Annotated in this window: 6 protein-coding genes and 2 pseudogenes; 1 reads left to right on the top strand and 7 read right to left on the bottom strand. The window is 42.2% G+C overall.

Annotated features, from left to right (window positions below; all coding sequences use genetic code 11):
* Nucleotides 1-3 precede the first annotated feature (3 nt).
* Nucleotides 4-3,087 carry a chondroitinase family polysaccharide lyase gene (locus tag HMPREF9447_RS10820; RefSeq protein ID WP_009129770.1) on the top strand — a complete coding sequence of 1,028 codons (3,084 nt, stop codon included), beginning with the start codon at nt 4-6 and terminating at the stop codon, nt 3,085-3,087.
* Nucleotides 3,088-3,179: 92 nt separating this feature from the next.
* Here the strand turns inward: HMPREF9447_RS10820 and HMPREF9447_RS10815 are convergent, their stop codons facing one another.
* From HMPREF9447_RS10815 to HMPREF9447_RS10790, 7 genes and pseudogenes are all read right to left on the bottom strand, one after another.
* Nucleotides 3,180-6,506 carry a glycosyl hydrolase gene (locus HMPREF9447_RS10815; protein WP_009129769.1) on the bottom strand — a complete coding sequence of 1,109 codons (3,327 nt, stop codon included), beginning with the start codon at nt 6,504-6,506 and terminating at the stop codon, nt 3,180-3,182.
* Nucleotides 6,507-6,541: 35 nt separating this feature from the next.
* Nucleotides 6,542-7,333 (bottom strand): beta-galactosidase trimerization domain-containing protein, encoded by a 792-nt coding sequence (locus tag HMPREF9447_RS29510; RefSeq protein WP_455423491.1) that lies wholly within the window; start codon nt 7,331-7,333, stop codon nt 6,542-6,544.
* A gap of 75 nt (nt 7,334-7,408) precedes the next feature.
* Nucleotides 7,409-8,479 (bottom strand): annotated as a pseudogene (locus HMPREF9447_RS29505) (beta-galactosidase); the annotation flags it as partial.
* A gap of 48 nt (nt 8,480-8,527) precedes the next feature.
* Nucleotides 8,528-9,634 (bottom strand): annotated as a pseudogene (locus tag HMPREF9447_RS29500) (glycoside hydrolase family 88/105 protein); the annotation flags it as partial.
* Nucleotides 9,635-9,856: 222 nt separating this feature from the next.
* Nucleotides 9,857-11,386, bottom strand: a complete 1,530-nt coding sequence (locus HMPREF9447_RS10800) for a RagB/SusD family nutrient uptake outer membrane protein (protein WP_009129767.1) — start codon at nt 11,384-11,386, stop codon at nt 9,857-9,859.
* Nucleotides 11,387-11,398: 12 nt separating this feature from the next.
* Nucleotides 11,399-14,566 carry a SusC/RagA family TonB-linked outer membrane protein gene (locus HMPREF9447_RS10795; protein ID WP_044138005.1) on the bottom strand — a complete coding sequence of 1,056 codons (3,168 nt, stop codon included), beginning with the start codon at nt 14,564-14,566 and terminating at the stop codon, nt 11,399-11,401.
* A 218-nt stretch (nt 14,567-14,784) separates the two neighbouring features.
* Complete coding sequence (locus HMPREF9447_RS10790; RefSeq protein ID WP_009129764.1) at nt 14,785-19,062, bottom strand: hybrid sensor histidine kinase/response regulator transcription factor; 4,278 nt, start codon at nt 19,060-19,062, stop codon at nt 14,785-14,787.
* Nucleotides 19,063-19,069 lie beyond the last annotated feature (7 nt).

Below are 19,069 nucleotides of genomic sequence, written 5' to 3'. Positions count from 1 at the left end.
ATGATGACGAAACCTAATTTGATGAAACCTATACTTACTGCCGTATGTGCCTTGCTGCTCTCTTTCAGCCTCTCGGCACAAGTCGTGAAGAACGAACGGCTACTTTCTTTTGAAGGACCGGAACTGCCTGCCGGACTGAATGCAACGAAAGGCATCCTCGGCATTAGCGACCAACATTATAAAGACGGCACACACAGTCTGCGCTGGACCTTTGAGCCCGGTTCCGTGCTTGCCCTTCAGCGTGACCTGCAATTTGAACAGAAAGACCCTACCGGAAAAGACACTTACCTTTCCGCTTTTATCGTATGGGTATATAATGCGCAGGCACAGGATGCCACCATCGAATTTGAATTCCTGAAAGACGGTAAGAAATGTACTTCCTTCCCTTTCGGCATTAACTTTACCGGTTGGCGTGCCGCTTGGGTGTGCTACGAGCGTGATATGCAAGGCATCCCTGAAATCGGAATGAACGAACTGCGCATCGTGGCTCCTGATGTGAAAGGAGAATTGTTTATCGATCATCTGATAACCGCCAGCAAAGTGGATGCCCGCCAGCAAACGGCTGACGTGCAGGTACCTTTCGTCAATAAAGGAACTACTAATCACTGGCTTGTGATTTATGAACATTCTTTGTGGAAACCGGAAATCGCCCTGACTCCGGTTACTGAAAAGGACAAGGAGGACATGCAACTGATGGAAAAGCGTTTCCGTGATATGCTCTATACTCCGTCAAAACTTTCGGAAAAGGAACTGGAAACCATCCGTAAGAAGTATGACTTTTATGGAATAACCTACAAGAATGGGGGTGTAAGCGGTTTACCCATCTTCATGGTGCGCCAGGCAGAAGCTTATGAGCGCATGTATCCGAATTGGGATAAAGGTATGTTCACCAAGTTGGGTATGGAGATGAACGAATACTTCAACCTGATGCGCCGGATAGCTTATGCCTACAACAATGCTTCGGACACAGCGGTGAAGGACGAACTAAAACAGAAGTTTTTGGCTATGTACGACCATATCACCGATCAGGGCGTGGCCTATGGCAGTTGCTGGGGAAACATTCATCATTACGGATACAGCATGCGCGGCTTGTATGTGGCATATTTTCTGATGAAAGACGTTCTGCGCGAAACGGGTAAACTGGATGAGGCTGAGAGAACGTTGCGTTGGTATGCCATTACCAATGAAGTTTATCCCGAACCTACGGTCAACGGCATTGATATAGACTCGTTCAATACACAGACGCAAGGCCGTATGGCAAGCATCTTGATTATGGAAGATACTCCCGAAAAGCTGCAATACCTCCGTTCCTTCTCCCGCTGGATAGACTATGGTTGCCGTCCGGCATTGGGACTGGCAGGTTCTTTCAAGAAAGACGGAGCTTGTTTCCACCACCGTAATAACTATCCGGCTTATGCTGTAGGTGGTCTGGATGGTGCTACGAATATGATTTATCTGCTGAGCGGAACGGAATTCAAAGTTTCCGAACTGGCGCACGAGACGGTGAAGAGGGTGTTGCTTACCATGCGTTTCTACTGTAATTTCAAGCAATGGGCCCTTTCCATGTCGGGACGCCATCCTAATGGGAAAGGACAATTGATTCCCGTGCAATACGCTACTTTGGCATTGGCTGGCACCCCTGATGGCACCCAGAAGTATGACCCGGAACTGGCTTCGGCCTATCTGCGCCTTGTTTCACGTACGGAAGCTCCTGATGAGAATGCTCCGGATTATCTGCCGAAGTCGTCTACTGCCCATGAACAGGAGTTAAAGAAACTGTTCGAAGCGCAAGGCTTCCGTCCCGAACCCGACCCACAGGGTAATCTGGCTTTAGGATACGGTTGCGTCTCAGTGCAGCGCCGTGATAATTGGGCGGCTGTGGTGCGTGGACATTCCCGTTACCTTTGGGCTGCGGAACATTACTTGGATGCCAACTTCTATGGTCGTTATCTGGCCCATGGAAGTATGCAGATATTAACCGGAAAACCCGATGAAATGGTGACTTTTTCAACTAGTGGCTGGCAGGAAGCCGGCTTCGACTGGAACCGTTTCCCCGGCACGACAACTATTCATTTGCCTTACGACCAGCTTCGTGCGAAAGTGATGAATGTGGATACTTTCTCCGGAATGGAGGAGATGCTCTATTCTGATGAAGCATTTGCCGGAGGCTTGTCGCAGGCACGGCTGAATGGTAACTTCGGGATGAAACTGCACGAACATGATAAGTACAACGGCTCGCATCGCGCCCGTAAGTCCTATCATTTCTTCAACGGAACGATTGTCTGTCTGGGTACGGACATTGAGAATACGAACGAAGAGTTTCCCACGGAGACTACTGTTTTCCAGTTGGCTGCTGTCACTCCCGAAATGCATGAGTATTGGGATGCTTACAAGAGCGATGGGCAAACGTATATAGACCCTAACGGCGTAGGCTATTATCTCTCGAAAAACTCGATGAAAGCGGCGAAATATGAGAAAAACTTCCCGCAGGTTTCCGTAGGAGAACGTAACCCGAAGCCTACTTCCGGCGACTGGGTTTCATTGGTATTGGAACATGGTAAGGCTCCGAAAGGTGCTTCTTATGAATATGCAGTTCTGCCACATACGGATGAGGCAACTCTGAAAGCATTTGCCCGGAAACCTACTTATAAAGTTTTGCAGCAAGATAGCAATGCTCATATAGTCCGTTCCCTGACGGATAACCTTACGTCTTATGTGCTTTTTGAAACTCCGCAAGTGTTGCCGAAAGAAGGTTTATTGCAGAAAGCCGATACTTCTTGTCTCGTTATGATACGCGAGGATAAAGGCAAGCTCCTGCTGACCGTTTCCCAACCGGACCTGGCTCTTTATCGTGGTCCGAGTGACGAAGCTTTTGATAAAGACGGCAAGCGCAAGGAACGTAGCATCTATTCCCGACCCTGGATTGACAATGATAGTGGTGAGATACCTGTAACAGTTACATTGAAAGGTGAGTGGAAGGTTGCTGAAACCCCTTATTGCAAGGTTGTCTCTAAAGATAAATATCAAACGGTTCTGCGCTTTGCGTGCAAGGATGCTGCCAGTTTTGATGTGGAGTTAAAGAAATAATTTTGTATTTCTTGTTCTGCTTAGCATCTCCCTATTGAAATTATTGGTTTCAATAGGGAGAAGAACTGTATATTTATGATTCGTGATAACTATTAATTATCGTGTTTCCATATTAACTTAACTTGTCTTAGTCCCGAAGGTTCAAGCCTATCATTTGGAGTAGCAATTTGTGGATAAGAGTAAGTAATGCGCTCGCTTTCCTTTAATGAAGCATCATATATCATGCGATTCATCAATGAGTTTGCTACATGGATTTCAATATTATTCTCTCCATCTACCAAATACGGAGTGATTTCTAACTTCCAGGGCGAGCACCAAACAACTCCGGCATCTTGCGAATTAACAAACACCCGTGCAATAAATCCCGGATTATCCAGATCAATATAAACCTTGTTTCCAGTGGTATGTGTGGAAATTGTCTTTTTGTAGATAGCAGTACCTGAATAATATTTAATGCATGGATCCGTATTTGTTGTCCAATCGCTTAGATTATCAAAGGTAACATTGCCTGGTCCTCCGAATTTCTTATCAAAATAAACTTGCCACGGACCTTCAATCCTTTCCGTTTTATCTTTAGAGGTAAACCAGGAGATAGGAGGAAGCTGTTCTTCCTTATCTGTTATTACTACAAAATACGATTCACGAGGATGTAAGTGTAGTTTAATGGATGTACTTTTACTATCTGATTTTAAGATTGGAAGAGAGAATCGCTTGCCTGTTACGGTATTCCACAACTGGGCATATTTACCATGTGAAGCAAAAGTAAAGATGTTATCTTCTTCCTCATCTTTATGATTATCCAGAAAGTAGATATTAGCATCCGTCAGTTCACGATGTGTGAAATAAATCATTGATGCTTTCGTATCACCTTTTTCCATTTGAATATCAGGGATAATGTTAGCCTGTTCAATTGCTTTTGCCAAAGTCATCCCCCAATATACTTCGCCTTTTCCTACTTTGTTAACTCCTGATGACGATGGATTCTCACCCCATAATTCCTTGGTGAGTTTCTGATATTCAGCCTCTCTTTCTAATTCTTTCCCAGAATCAGAACCAGTTGGTTTAGGTCCGTAGATTTTTGCTCCCGCTTTCACCATAGAAGCAATTTTCTGCAAAGCATCTAAAGTAATATCGCCATTTTCCGGCAGAACCATCATCTTGTAATTCACTCCATCGGGTAATGTGATCTTTCTATCGCACACATTCATTCTGGTGAGCAGCGCATCAGTGGTAAAAGCATCAAAATCAAAGCCACCCGGTATGTCCGGAAGTCTATATGTCAGAATCTTTATCGGGGCATTTCCTCCCAAATAAACACACAAATCAATGGAAGATTTACCTTGGCGCATGATAAAAGCATTTCGTGCCTGAAAATCCCAAAAAGGAGCACTGTAATTCCAAAAGGTATTATTTCTATTGATGGCGTAATGGCGTCCCCCCCCTGTGCTTCCAGGTATTTTATCCAACCAAGGCTGATAGGCGGATGCACAGATTACAAATTCATTAATGCCGAAGGCATAGGCATAGTCGGCAAGTGATTTAATAAAGGCTAATGATGCACTGAATTTAACATCAGTATACGCTTCTGCGGAAGCTATTTTCTTTCCGTATAAATGAGCTGACGAAGAACTTTCTTTTATGTCATAATTTCCGGTCGGATGTATGCCCCAGAATTCTCCCTGAGGTTTACTGACTTTGCTTTTTGCCTGAATAGGGTCGCCAACAATGCCTAAAGCGTTCCCAATGGCTTGGGCGGTAAGTATTAACCCATTTTCATTACATAAACGCTCCATGGTTCCAAAATAATTATCGGCCACCATATCTGCAATGTTGCGCCTCACATCAAAAAGAAATCCATTGGATTCCTTCACTCCATCAATAATATACCCCATCATGGCAGGAAGATAAAGGATTGGATCATACCCCTGTCGTTGCTTAAACTCAACCATAAAATCGTCGGTCCAGTTTTGTGCGCCAGCTTCATGACTATCCATTATGATACCCGAAACATGTCCGCTATTTGTGACCTTCAGCGAATCAAGAATCTTCCCTACATAATTATCCCATTGTACTTCGGCTGCTTTTGCAGATAATTTATCACATTCCCTTCCCATTAAATTGGGTCTTCCATGTTTGATAGCTCCTCCGGTTGGTACGTATACAAAACGCATTATCAGCCATTTGCCTGTGGGGACATTCCAGCGCAAAACACCATTCGCATCAATTTTGTCAGTGATGTTTATGATGCTTTTGGAGTCAATAACTTCTGATTTGGAGTAATCCGGAGTCTTATCGCGGTCTATATAGTCGGAATAGAATCCGGCTTTTTTCTCCCATTGATCAAGTTTTGCCGATGAACTCAACACTACCGCTCCAAGCTGAAGATTCGGGTTGGTCATCTTCTCATCCCACCAGTCGTGAAGATTCAGCCGGTAATATTTTCCCTTTACTGCATTGAACGAAATTGTTCTTTGACGCCAACCTTCGAGAGAGTGATAGGTGGGCTTAATATCACAAACCTTTTTGTAATTCACACCATCTTCTGAAACTTCCAATTGACCGAAGTCGGGGAGGACACGATAGCCGGTACCTACGAATGTTTCTCCCGGAGGACCGGGAATATTCGTTGCGCTGGTTCTCACCCTTACTTGTGGGTATGCTTCATAAGTCATACTTCTGGCTGTAAACTCGTCAGAAAACTCCATATTAATATACACATTGCCTTTGGAGGTAACAGGAATTTGTGTCAAAGACTTTGATTTAGGATTAAATATATTATCTACATCTATTTCCGGTATGTTCGATGATACTTTTACTTTTTCTGTGCGGGACGTTCCGGTTTCTTCTTGTACGGGAAAAGCTAAAACGGCCACATCTTTATAAAAGTTATACTGATTTTTGGGTACTTCCAGGTTACCCTCAAAGAAGCGTCCTCCATCAATAAGCAGTTCACTTGCTGCAAGCCTCTTCATGCTTAATTCATCCGTAATCCAGGGACCACCGGCAACAAACCCATTAGAGATATTCAATTCAAAAGTTAGGTCTAGCCGCTTTGCTTCTTCGGCCGAGAATCGAAGCATTTCCCACCATTCTGTTGAAAATGCGGGTAAAGCATTCTCCATTTTCCAGTGGGTCTGGTCGTAGTATACAACGCCTCCTACTCCTGCTTTCTTGTAGGCCTCCAGATCGGCGGTTATCCCTTCTTTGGTGGTTTCTGTTTCTCCGTGGAACCACCAAACCTTCGTGCGGGCACTGTCTTGGATATGCTCAAATCCATAAAGTGCATCAGACAAACTTTCTGTGATATACTGGTTCTGTTTACCACATCCCGGCAGCATTACACTGGATAGGAGCAATAGAGATATAACTCTCATCTGTTTCATAAGGTGTAAAGTAACTTGTTTTTTTTTATTTTTCATAAAACATGGGTTTAAAACGATGGAAAGTCTATATATTAATTTTTCAGTTCAATGAATTCAGGTTCCTGAGGAGCAAGATTGAAACTTCCATTATAATTTTTATTGTGAAGAATACTATATGTTTTTCCTTCTATTTTCACTTCTTTCGTTTCATTGGTTAGATTAAGCATTAATAAATGATTATCGTCAATCTTTCTGGCCATGATACCTTCGGGTACATCCGGTCCTTTCTTGATTGAAAGCTTCTCAATCAATTCATCCACTATCGGATTTAAGACGGTATTGTCTGCTGGAAGACCAACGTAAATGGCCTGGCCCTTTCCGTAAGAATGAGAAGTGATGACTGGATAGTCTTTGTCCAAGCTAACTATTTTTCCGAGTACTTTGGCACCACGTACTTCAAGGATATCATATCTTGCGGACTCTGTTTCTACATTCTGTCCCTGATAGTCTAGCAAAAGTTCTTTCTCTTTATAAGAAAGGCGTGAAATTTCATTCATATTCTTTGTCTCCTCAAAACCTCCTACGCGAATACCAAAGACTTCGTTAAGGTGTCCGGGTAAAGTTGTGGCAAAAACCTGCCCTGTTTCTTCCAAAAGGGCCGAATGGCTGGTCATGATAACCGTTCCTCCGCTTTTTACAAATGCCTCTACTTTATCGGCTGACGCTTTATCCATTACAGCTATTCCCGGTAAAATGAGTAATTTATAATCCAATTGGCTCCGATTTATATCCAGTATCCGGACATCCATGTTTTTCTGTAGGAATAGCTCAAAACAATGTTGAAGTTGAGTATCATGCTTTACGGGATAGCTACTACCCACCATCTGGCTCGGAAATGAGTAGGCAAGACCTATTTCAGCATTTATTTTATAGGGGAAAAAAGTCTCAATTTTCTTAAACTCTTCGGCAATCTGTTTGTATTCATAGTACTTTCGGTTCAATTGACCATCCCAATCCATCATACCCATGAAATACTGTTCTTCTCCTCCGTGCATGCTTTGCCATGTCCATCCACATACCATTTGATTGCCATACATCAGTGTGGCGTAAGCGTATTTCCTCATCGCTTTAGGCACTGAAGTCATGGTAGCAAATTCATTACACCAGAATGGATTGTCACTTTCGAACTGAATCCGTGCTATACCGAACAACGCATCATATAGTGCAGGGTTAGAGAGTAATGAGCCCCCCGGATAAAACCCGGCTCCTTCGCGGGTCATTTTTCCGGAATAAGCCATCGGTACATAGTCGTAATATTTTCTGTCGCAATAATACCAAGCATTTGTATTTGTCAGTGCGCTGGGTGCATTTCTATTGATAACATCAACCATCCTGAAATAAAAGCTGTTTATTTCATCGGAAAGAAAGCGTCTGAAATCGAGCATTCTTTCGGGTTGGCCTGGTATTGAACCGGATTGTGGTAATCCGACTTCATCAAAATCGCTGATTCGCCTTGACCAACGTTGACCAGCCCAGGCTTTATTGAGGTTGTCTGTAGTAACATATTTATTCTTCAACCATGTTTTAAATCGTTGTCTCACTGTTTTCGAATACGATATCCGTCCATCGCCCGGTTCATTATCTATACCGAATGCCAGTAAGGCCGGATGGTTTGCGTATCGTTTGGACATGGCGTCTGTAAAACGTAAAGCATATTGTTGGTACATTGGATCGCCTACATCCTCCATGTATCTGCGGTTAGGATATAGCAAATCTCCATCCGAAGCGGTGATACTAATGGATGGGTATTTCTTGTGCAACCAAATAGGTGCTGGACGAACGGCAATATCAAGTATTACTTTTATTCCTGCTTTGTACATCAGTTCCATCACTTGATCAAACCATTCGAACTCGAACCGTCCATCACTTGGTTCATAACTATCCCAAGCTAAGTGTCCAAGACGGACTGTTGTGAATCCGGCTTCTTTCATTAAGCGGATATCTCGTTCCCATTGTTCCGGGACCACGTCGTGCGGATGATAATTAGTACCGACATAAAGTCCTCGAACATCCTCTGCCAGTCGATATACTTCTGCAGCAGCCAATAGAAAACACCCAACACCAAAGTCTTCAAACTCCGGAATATGATTAGCTAACATAGGCTGTCCATCTTCGGGCTTTGAGCCTGCTCCTTGTACATAGCCCAGTAAACCGTCTTCTTTTCGTACAGCAATTTTGCTAAGGGCATTCCAACCTCTGATTACAGTCGGTAAATATGTTTTCCGATCCAGAATACCTTCATTAATTCCATAAGCCATTCCGGCTACAAATAAAGCTGTGCCAGATGTTTCAGGACCGGGAGAAAGAGAATCGCCTGTGTTGGTTGGAGCAGCTAAACTTACACTCCAAAATCCATCGGTACGCTGACATTGAAGTAAGGATTCGGACATTCGTTTGAAGTCATAAATATATTGATTCCGATGAGTCACGTCTTTCGGTGCATATTGCAATACACGAGCCAAGGCTGCATATGCCCAACCATTTCCTCTCGACCAATAACAAGGTTTATCTGTTTCAATAAGATCCATATAAGGAGGGTCGTAATGGTGGTCTCTGTACCATAGTCCGTCTTGTTCGTTAAATAGGGGGGTACCTCCGCAACGATCTTCTCCCCCTTGTTTATTGCGCGTATACATATACATTTCATACATTCGTTCAAAATAGCGGTTATCTTTTTCAATCGAACCGAGTTGCGCGAATATCGGCATGGCCATGAACAATGCATCTACCCAATCCCAGTCATCTATTTTGTCGGTAGCCAGCATGCTATCGATTAGTTTTTTTATATGGGCTTTGCGTTCTGGTTTTGATTTGTCTAGCATATATAAATCAAGGTAGGCCTGTCCGCAGCATTGAAAATCGGCATGACGAATGGTTTTATTTACACCTGCCATCCAGTGATGAAACTCTGCCCAGTCTGTAGCATATTTCAACCATGTTGGATTAGGGTTTTGTGTATACATAGCCATTAAACCAGCGTAGTATACACCTCGTGTCCAGATTTTGCTGTCTCTTTGCTTGCCTCCTACATTGGAAGGTGCACTCACGTCGGGATATTTTCGCATGAAATAGCTATTGACTAATGTGGCGTAGTTGAGCACTTCTTCCTTTTTTAAAGGTGCCATTTGTTCCTTTTCTGGCAAAGGTGTGTACTCTTTATTACTTGTATAAGAAGTTAAAACAAATAACGGGAAGACAAGTAGTAAATATGTATATCCTGTTTTTACTTTCATATTATATTCATTTATTTAAGTCATAAGGCTGAAGATAGAAAACTATAAGATTGAAGAGTAAACAGGAGATGTAGGTTTCCTAACATCTCCCATTTTACTTCATTTATATATAAACTAATACCCGTAATTTTGTTCCCATGTGGTGTGTATTGCTCTTACAGTTAGGGGAATAGGTAATAGCATGTCGCGTTTATCCGGTTCATTGGCATTCTTACCTACATGGTAGTGGTCTGAGAAGTTCTTTAATGTGGTTATAAAAGAACTTTCCCCCATTCTGACCAAATCAAAATATCGTTTCCCTTCACCTAAGAATTCGCATCTGCGCTCATACATGATATCATCTATGGTCGGATCTGCGGTTAAAGGAGCAAGTCCTGCACGTTCGCGTATAGCATCTACCCATTCTTTGGCTTGACCGGCTTTGCCATTATTGACCAATGCTTCGGCATATAACAAATAAGCATCTGCTGGGCGGAGGATCGGATAGTTTAACGGATAATCATTCCACGCTTTAATCGTGGCATTTGTATTGTCCTTGGTCAGGTATTTGATGAGAAGAGACCTTTTTTGATAATAGTCAATCGTATCTTGTTTGGTATATCCATGGTCAACTATTGTCCAGAAACCATCGGCGACTGTTGTTACCAATCTCTTATCGTTGACTTCTTTCATTTTATTTATCAGAAGCGTATCTACACGGAAATCTTGACCTTGCTGTGTGTATCCTGCATAGGCCCATTCAGGAAAACAGGTTCCAGTTGAACCACTTGCGGTTACAAAACCCGCCATTGAACTTCCCAACCCTTGATTACCAGATGCAAACTGAACGGAAAAAAGATCATATTTATTTTCTTTTTCTACATCGAAGATATAAGCATAATTGGGAGCAAAACGCGCTTTAACATCATTCATTATTCCGCTTAATACAGTTTCTGCTTTTCCATAAGCGGTGTTGTCATTTAGGGGATATCCGGCCATTGTGACATATACTTGTCCTAATAAACATTTGGCGGCTATTGAACCTACACGACCCGCATCGTTTCCTGTATAAAACGGATTAAGATTAGCAGCAGCAAATTCGAGGTCGGAAATGATTTGAGTATAAGCATCTGTGACAGGCTGACGTTCCATTTTCTTTGCATCCGCATTCTCAATCGGGTAATTAAATACCGGCTGAGGTCCATAAGCTCTTACTAGTTCAAAATAAGCCAGTGCGCGAAGAAAACAAGCCTCTGCACGATATCTGGTATAAGTTTCAGGTGCTTTGCTTAGCAAATTGTTTGCTTCCTTAATAATCTGATATAACCGGGCATAGATGGTCTGGTTTAATACTGTAACATCAGTAACATGAAATGTTCTGAAATCCACCTGATCGCGTTGCGCATTGGCTAACGAGGCATAGAACCAGTTATCTGAACGGCCTTCGGATGCTTGCAGATAATAATCGGTAGGAAAGTCAGTGTTAGTGCCATTACGACCTAATCGCGCATACACCCCAATAATGGCTTGATTCATTTCAAATTCTGAAGAATAAAACTGGTCCGCAGTATTATTCTCGACCGGATAAATATTAATATTATTCTCGCATGATGCAAAAGACAATATCACTGCAAATAGAGCTACTATATATATTACTTTTCTCATTGTTCTTACTGTTTAGAAAGTTATATTAACACCAAAAGAAAATGTTCTAGCTTGTGGATATGCACCCCAATCGGCTGCACCACCATCTTGCGTAGCACCTTCAGGTGAGTATCCGGGATCATAGTTATCCCACATATACACATTATCGCAAGAAGCATATACACGAGCTTGGCTTATTATGCCATTTGGTTTGAGTGGAAGAGTGTATCCCAGGGTTATATTTTTAATACGAACATATCCGGCATCATACATCCAGTTCGTATCATATTGCCCGCCAGTTACACTATTAGCAAAGAAAGCCGGTGTTTTGCCATCGCCCGGTTCGTCCTCCGACCAGTATGCATTATACAGCCATCTACTCATGTAGTTGTATCCTGGTGCGCCAGTTGCACGATTCCACCCTCGGGAACCGATAGCTAGAAGATCTCCGCCCACTCTGCCTTGCATTAAGATAGATGCATCGAAATTCCCATATTTGAATGTGTTAGTAAATCCCCACTCAAAATCAGGTTGGTAGCTTCCAACTACATCATAATCATCCGAGGTGATTTTACCGTCTTTTTTTACATCAGCCCACTTTGAGTCTCCGGGTTTTTGACCGGTATATATGGCTATTCCTTCTTTGGGGGTAACGCCATCTGCCTCAAAGTCGGATGCACGTAAGGTACGTTCAACACGCAATAACATGTATGAATTAATAGGGTGTCCTACCTTTTGGATAATCGTATTACCTTGTCCTGAACGGATATCCGAATTATCAGTCCCTAAACTGGTAATTTTATTTCTGTTAAAATATATATTCAATGAACTGTTCCACTTGAACTTACGAGCTGAAATGTTTGCTGTATTTAGCTCAAATTCCATCCCCCAGTTGTCTACATTACCTACGTTATCCATCATATTTGAGTATCCGGTGATTAAAGAGACGGGTGCTTTCAACAGCAAATCCTTTGTCTTCTTTTTATAGTAATCCATAGATAAATAAATTCGGTTGTTGAGAATACCAAAGTCAACCCCTATGTTGTATGAAGTAGTAGTTTCCCAACCAAGTAATGAGTTGGCAATATTACCTACGACATATCCATTAGTTAAAGTTTGTCCTTCACCGGTAGGATAATTTAAGGCAGACATGTTAGACAAGAATTGTGCCGTACCAATACGGTCATTACCTGCTTGTCCCCAACTTAAACGTAATTTTGTAGTTCCTAACCACTCTACATCACGTAGAAAAGGCTCTTCATTTACTTTCCAAGCTCCGGATACGGATGGGAAAAATCCCCAACGGTTTTTAGACCCAAATTTGGACGAACCGTCGCGACGAAGAGAAATCGTAGCAAGATAACGATCCATTAATGCATATTGTACACGACCAAAATAAGATATAATGGCATTTTTATTATAAGTTACTTCATTCTTATCTGTCTTGCCTTTATCTTTATTGAAAATCCACGTTTTATCGTCAGGAAATGCAGATTGACCTTGTTTAGAATATGTTGTACTAGAGCTTTCTTGTGATATACCTAATAATGCATCAATACTATGAATACCCCATTCTTTTGTGTAGGTCAATAACCCTTGAAACAATAATGAGTTCGAAAGTACTGTATTATAAGTAGAACTAGAATATTCACCAGGATATTTTGCTACATCCCATTTTCCATTTGACCATGTAGGGGTATATTCCCGTTCGTTATTTGAGCGATAGTTCCATGCAACCATACCGTGAACATCAAGTCCTTTTAATATGTTGATGGTGGTATTTAAAGATGTGTTGACACGTGTATCGGCTATTTTTCTTTCAGGAGCTGTAGCTCTTATATACGGACTTACATTATTAGGTCCCGGTCCCCATGTGTCATAAAATTTATAAGGCTTTGCACCGGCATTTCGTCCAGCACCTGGAAGCACCCAACCGGGAAGACTTAATGCACCAGATACTGCATTGTCTTTACCATCTACATTTGCGCCTTCGCGGACTCCATAGGAGGGGGCAATATTAACTCCTATTTTGATGCGATCTGTCATTTGCGCTTCGAATCGGGCACGTAAAGAATAACGGTCATAGGATGAACCATGAATGACGCCGTCTTGTGAAAACACACCACCGGAAACTGTATAGTTTAATCTCTCAGTAGCACCCGAAGCATTGAGTTGAATATCGTAAGACGGAGCTGTCCTAAACAGTTCATCTTGCCAGTCAATGGCTTCAAGGTCACTGCTATCCCACCATGGGTCATATATACCATAATTATTCCGAATGCCAGCTAATTCTGCCCGTGATGAGTAAGTCTTTCCATCTTTTTGTTCAGCATAGGCTATCCTGTCGGCTTGACTGACTGATGCCGGTTGGCCAGTTTTGGTTACCCATTGGTGATCGTACCACTTTTTATTGAACGCTATCCATTCTTCCGAGTTCATTACATCTACTTTTCTTTCAATGGTAGAATATGCCGCATACGCATTCAGTGTGATTACGGGTTTGCCTGTTCTACCTTGTTTTGTTGTAATGAGGATAACACCATTTGAACCACGTGCTCCGTAGATAGAAGCCGAAGCTGCATCTTTCAATACATCAAGAGAGGCAATATCATTGGGGTTGATTCCTGAAAGGTTGTCAAGCGGCACACCGTCAACAACGTACAATGGAGTACTTTCTCCATTGATGGAAGCATTTCCACGCACACTGATTGTGATATCACTACCCGGTGAACCGGAAGTGCTTCTTACGGATACCCCTGCTATCTGTCCTTGTAATGCCTGTTCAACACGCGCAATGGGGCGGTCTTCAATAGCATCTGCTTTCATCGTACCAATGGAACCGACTGTATTCGATTTTTTAATGGTACCATAACCTACCACCACCACTTCATCTAACGATTGTGCATCTTCTTTTAAGATGATTTGGAAATTGGTTTTACCTGATACCGGAAAGATTTGCGTAAGGAAACCAATGTAGCTAACTTTAAGTTTGCTATTATCAGTTACACCGGAAAGGCTAAACTTTCCGTCCAGGTCGGATATGGTACCATTGGCGGTACCATCTACTGTTACATTTGCGCCAATAATTGGCTCACCGGTACTATCAAGTATAGTACCCGAAATTGATTTGCTTTGTGAAAATGCAATAGTGGCTATTACTAAAAATAGCACTACAAATGAAGGTCTGAGAAACTTTCTCATAAGGTGTAAGGCACCCTGTCTTTTTCCATTTTCCATAAAATAATATTAGTTTAAAATTAATTAAGGCTCCTATTGAAATGTATCAATTCATCGTAGGAGTTACGCTGCAAACGTACTCAGAGGACGCTTGGAATATATGTACGGGAGTACATTTTTATGTGGTTATTATCAAAATGAAGGGTTCATTTGAAATGTATTGAGGCAAATTTGGGATATTCTCACTTCTTTCTATACTGCAACGGCGATACCCCAAACTGACTTTTAAATATTTTGCTGAAGTGGAATTGATCGTTGAATCCTATCTGATAGGATATTTCACCCACATTCATATCGGTTGTCAGGAGCAATTCCGCAGCTTTCTTCATGCGTATAATCCGTAGATACTCGTTGGGAGAATGTCCTGTGAGCCCCTTTACCTTTTTATAGAAATTTGTACGAGCCATGGAAAGTGCCTGTGCAAAATCTTCAACGGTAAATTCGGAATTGTCTATATTTTTCTCTATGATGTCGTGTAGTTTGTTTAAAAAGACCTTATCCCTATCTGTGAAATTCGTATTCAGTTGTTTTAAACCAGGTTCAGTCATGAACTTCTGTTGTAGCTTTTCGCGTTGTTCGATTAGTTTCAGAATGCGGGTAACCAGATATTCTATACTAAATGGTTTGGTAACATAATCGTCTGCGCCCATTTTCACACCTTCCAACTGGTGTTGTTCCGACGAGTGCGCGGTGAGCAGAACGACGGGGATATGGCTTGTCTCAGCTCCATCTTTAATACGTTTGGTAAGTTCGAAACCATCAATTTCGGGCATCATAACATCGCTGACAATGATGTTGGGTTGCCTTTCTGCTATCTTTTCCAGACCTTCCGCACCATTGGTAGCCGATAATACGGTAAAATATTCACTGAGCTGGTCTACGATGAACTCCCGGACGTCATCATCATCTTCAACCACCATGATATCATATTCCTTATAAGGCTTACCGATGGGTGAATCGAATGATTTTATGTCCTTGATATGGTCTGTAGAAACATTTTCCGGAGTATATAGTATATTTTCGTCTTTCATAATATCTTCTTGGCTATAGGCTGAATCGGATAAAGGTATGGATACTTCAAAACATGCTCCACCCCATTCTGACTCGATGTATTTTATACGACCTTTATGCACCTTTAACAATTCGGAAGTGAAATGCAAACCCACCCCTGTTCCATTGGAAGTATAGTTTATCTGCTGAAAACGTACGAACAGGTGCTCACGCTGTTCTTTGGGTACGCCTTTTCCGTTATCAGCCACATGGATTATAAGAGAATCGTCAGTGGTAGAGAAATGCAGGCTCATGACGATTTTCCCTCCATGAGGAGTATGTTTAAAGGCGTTTGATAATAGATTGTATGCTACCTTGTCCATCTTACTTTTATCGATTAGCATGCGCCATTTTTGTTCGTCCGATACGAATTGGTATTCAATCTTCTTCTTTTCGGCTACCTCATTAAATGTTTGATAAATATCGTAGAAGAAGCTTACGACATTTGTTTTCTCCAACCGTAATTCCATCTTGCTGTTTTGTAACTTGCGGAATTCGAGCAATTGATCTATCAGGCGAAGTAAACGGGAGGAACTTTTGGATAAGGCGTTCACCTGCTTGTCCACAAACCAGGGCAGGTTACCATAATTCAGCAAAGCATCTATCGAACCACGGATAATTGTTAGCGGGGTACGAAACTCATGTGAAATGTTGGTGAAAAAGCGCAACTTGTATTCTGTTAACTGCTTTTCTACTTCGACAGCCGTATTCAAGCGGTGTATTTTGATTAGCATTCGCGATACGAAAAAGGCAATAATGACTGTGGTTATAGTATACAAGAGAAATGCCCAGCCCGATTTCCACCACGGTGCCTTGACTACGATTTCTACCGTAGTTTCCTGAGCACTCCATACACCAAAACTATTTGTTCCTTTTACACGGAAAGTGTAAGTTCCCGGAGGGATATTCCGGTAGGTGGCTACGTTGCTGCGTGATATGTTATTCCAATCTTTTTCATACCCTTCGAGGTAGTAAGTGTATTGGTTATACTCCGGTGCGTGAAAATCAAGCACCGAAAACTCCAGATTAAAAGAGTTCTGGTTATGGTTAAGGATGATTTTAGAGGTGGTAGTAATACTTTCCGTAAGAGGCGAGTGCTCCTCGCCGGGTTTTACTTTATTGCCATTAATGCGTAAATCGGTAATGGTAACCGGAGGAACATAGGTCTTGTATGCAATTTCGGCCGGGTTAAATCTATATATTCCATTATAACTTCCGAACATCAACTCGCCATCACTGTTTTTCCAGCTCGATAACTCACTGAAAATAGTGGGCTGTTTGCTTTCAGAGAAAATGATATTTTCAAAACGTTCGGTGGTGGGATTAAATCTCGAAATGTCATTTTCTGTACTCACCCATATATACCCTTCATTATCCTCCGTAATAGCTTGGATAATCTCGTTCGATAGTCCGTTTTTGCTGGTATAATGCTTAAACCACGAATCACGGAGTGGATTTTCTCTTATCAACAGGTTCAGACCGCCTCCGGTGGTACCTAACCAGATATTTCCTTTACTATCTTCAAAAATCACTTTCACTTCATCGTTGCTCAGCGATTGCGGATTCTTCGTGTCCGACCGGAAGTTCAGGTATTGGGTATTATCCCGCATCAGTTCGTCCGGCTCAAACACAATGGCGCCTTCATTGCTTCCTACCCACATCAGGCCCTCGCGGTCTTGTATCATGGAACGCATCATGTCCTGCTGTTCGTTTGCCATGTTAATCTGAGTAAAAGTGAGTCGGTCACCTTTCCGTTCGCCCAAATGCAGACCTCCACCAAAAGTCGAAATCCACATACGATTTTTGGTATCCCGAAGAACAGTGAAGATATTATTGCTTAAAGAGCTCTGCCTTGCGTGGCTATGCAAATGAAAATTCTGTGGTTTCCCCCCGGTGCTTTTGGGCGGAAAGATGAAAAGTCCTTCCCCTTTCGTTCCCACCCATTTACAGCCCAGCGTATCTTCGGCCATGCTAAAGGGTATGCCTCCATTCATGTGATAATCGTGCAAGGGATTGAATAAGGAATCGCACAGATATAAATGTCCGCCTCGCGTTCCGAACCAATATTGCCGGTTGGAGTCCTCGTATATCAGACGGATAGCATTCCCTCTGTTAATATTGTCATTCGAAACATTGAGTACATTGACCGGATAGTGGGTTAAGGATATTTTGATGGCTCCGGCAAATTCAGTACCTACCCATATTTCACCGGAGCTGTCTTCGGTGACACAGAATAGATAGTTGCTTGTTAATTCTTTATTTGCAGTGTAGTGATGAATCGTTTCATCTGATGTGTCAATGGCAAACAGTCCGTTTCCATAGGTAGTGATCCAGATAATCCCCCTTGAATCGTGGTATACCTTGAATCGCTCATTATATACTAAAGGCAAGATTTCAGGAGGGATCAGATGCAATGCCTCAAACCTATTTCCGGCACGATGTCTCCAGAGCATTCCTGTTCTGTTGTATACCCAAACACCCCCTTTGTTATCAATGATAAAACTGCCATCCACCGGTGGTGTATGTGGGAAGAACGGGTGTGCAGATATAACATTCAGTGTATGGGTATCGAAAGCATGCATTCCTTTTCTTCCGTTGATCAGAATGATACCCCCGTCGATGAGGCAAGAAGAAGTTAATGCTGCGCTGGGATCGGTGACGATACTTACTGCCGGGAGAAATTCACGGTCACGGTCATCGAATATTGCGATACTGCTTTCTGAGATAAAAAATAAACGCTCACCTATTTCGTGTACGCTTTTATAGGTTGTGCCCTTTTCAACAGACGTTAATGTATTACCCGTTAGTCGGAAAAGTTCGTTATCTGTTCCAATCCATACGCTATGCTTCGAGTCTTCAAACAAGACAGATGTGGGGTGATGATTCAAGCGGGAATCATTAAAAGGCTGCGATTGCAATTTCCCGTTTATATGGCGTATTCGCAAGCATCCTTGTTTCCCCCATAACCAGATATCGCCATTGGTTGTTTCCGTAATTTGATTGAAGAGTTTTGATTCGGCGGTATAATCTATGAACGATTCTAATTTGGTATCGTAACAGAAAAAGGTATTCGAGAAGGTGTGTATCCAGATAAAACCGTTTTTATCTTCAAACAGGTTTGTTATTCTGTTGTCCGCCATAGACGAAGAAAGACCGGGGCCGGGTTTAATGGTAAGGAATTCCTTGCCATTAAACCGGTTTACGCCATTAATAGTGCCCATCCACAGAAACCCCTGACTGTCTTGCATCAATGCTCTGACTGTATTCTGGGATAACCCGTTTCGGTTGGTTACGGTATTGATTTGCAATATATCATGGGCAAAAGAAGGTATGATAATAACAGACAGGAACTGAAATAACAACCCAAACAGAATTGTTTTTTGTCTATCGCTGATTATAGATTGATACATGATTTTC

The organism is Bacteroides oleiciplenus YIT 12058 (genome assembly GCF_000315485.1).
Taxonomy (GTDB): domain Bacteria; phylum Bacteroidota; class Bacteroidia; order Bacteroidales; family Bacteroidaceae; genus Bacteroides; species Bacteroides oleiciplenus.
This window is presented reverse-complemented; position numbering and strand designations above follow the sequence as displayed.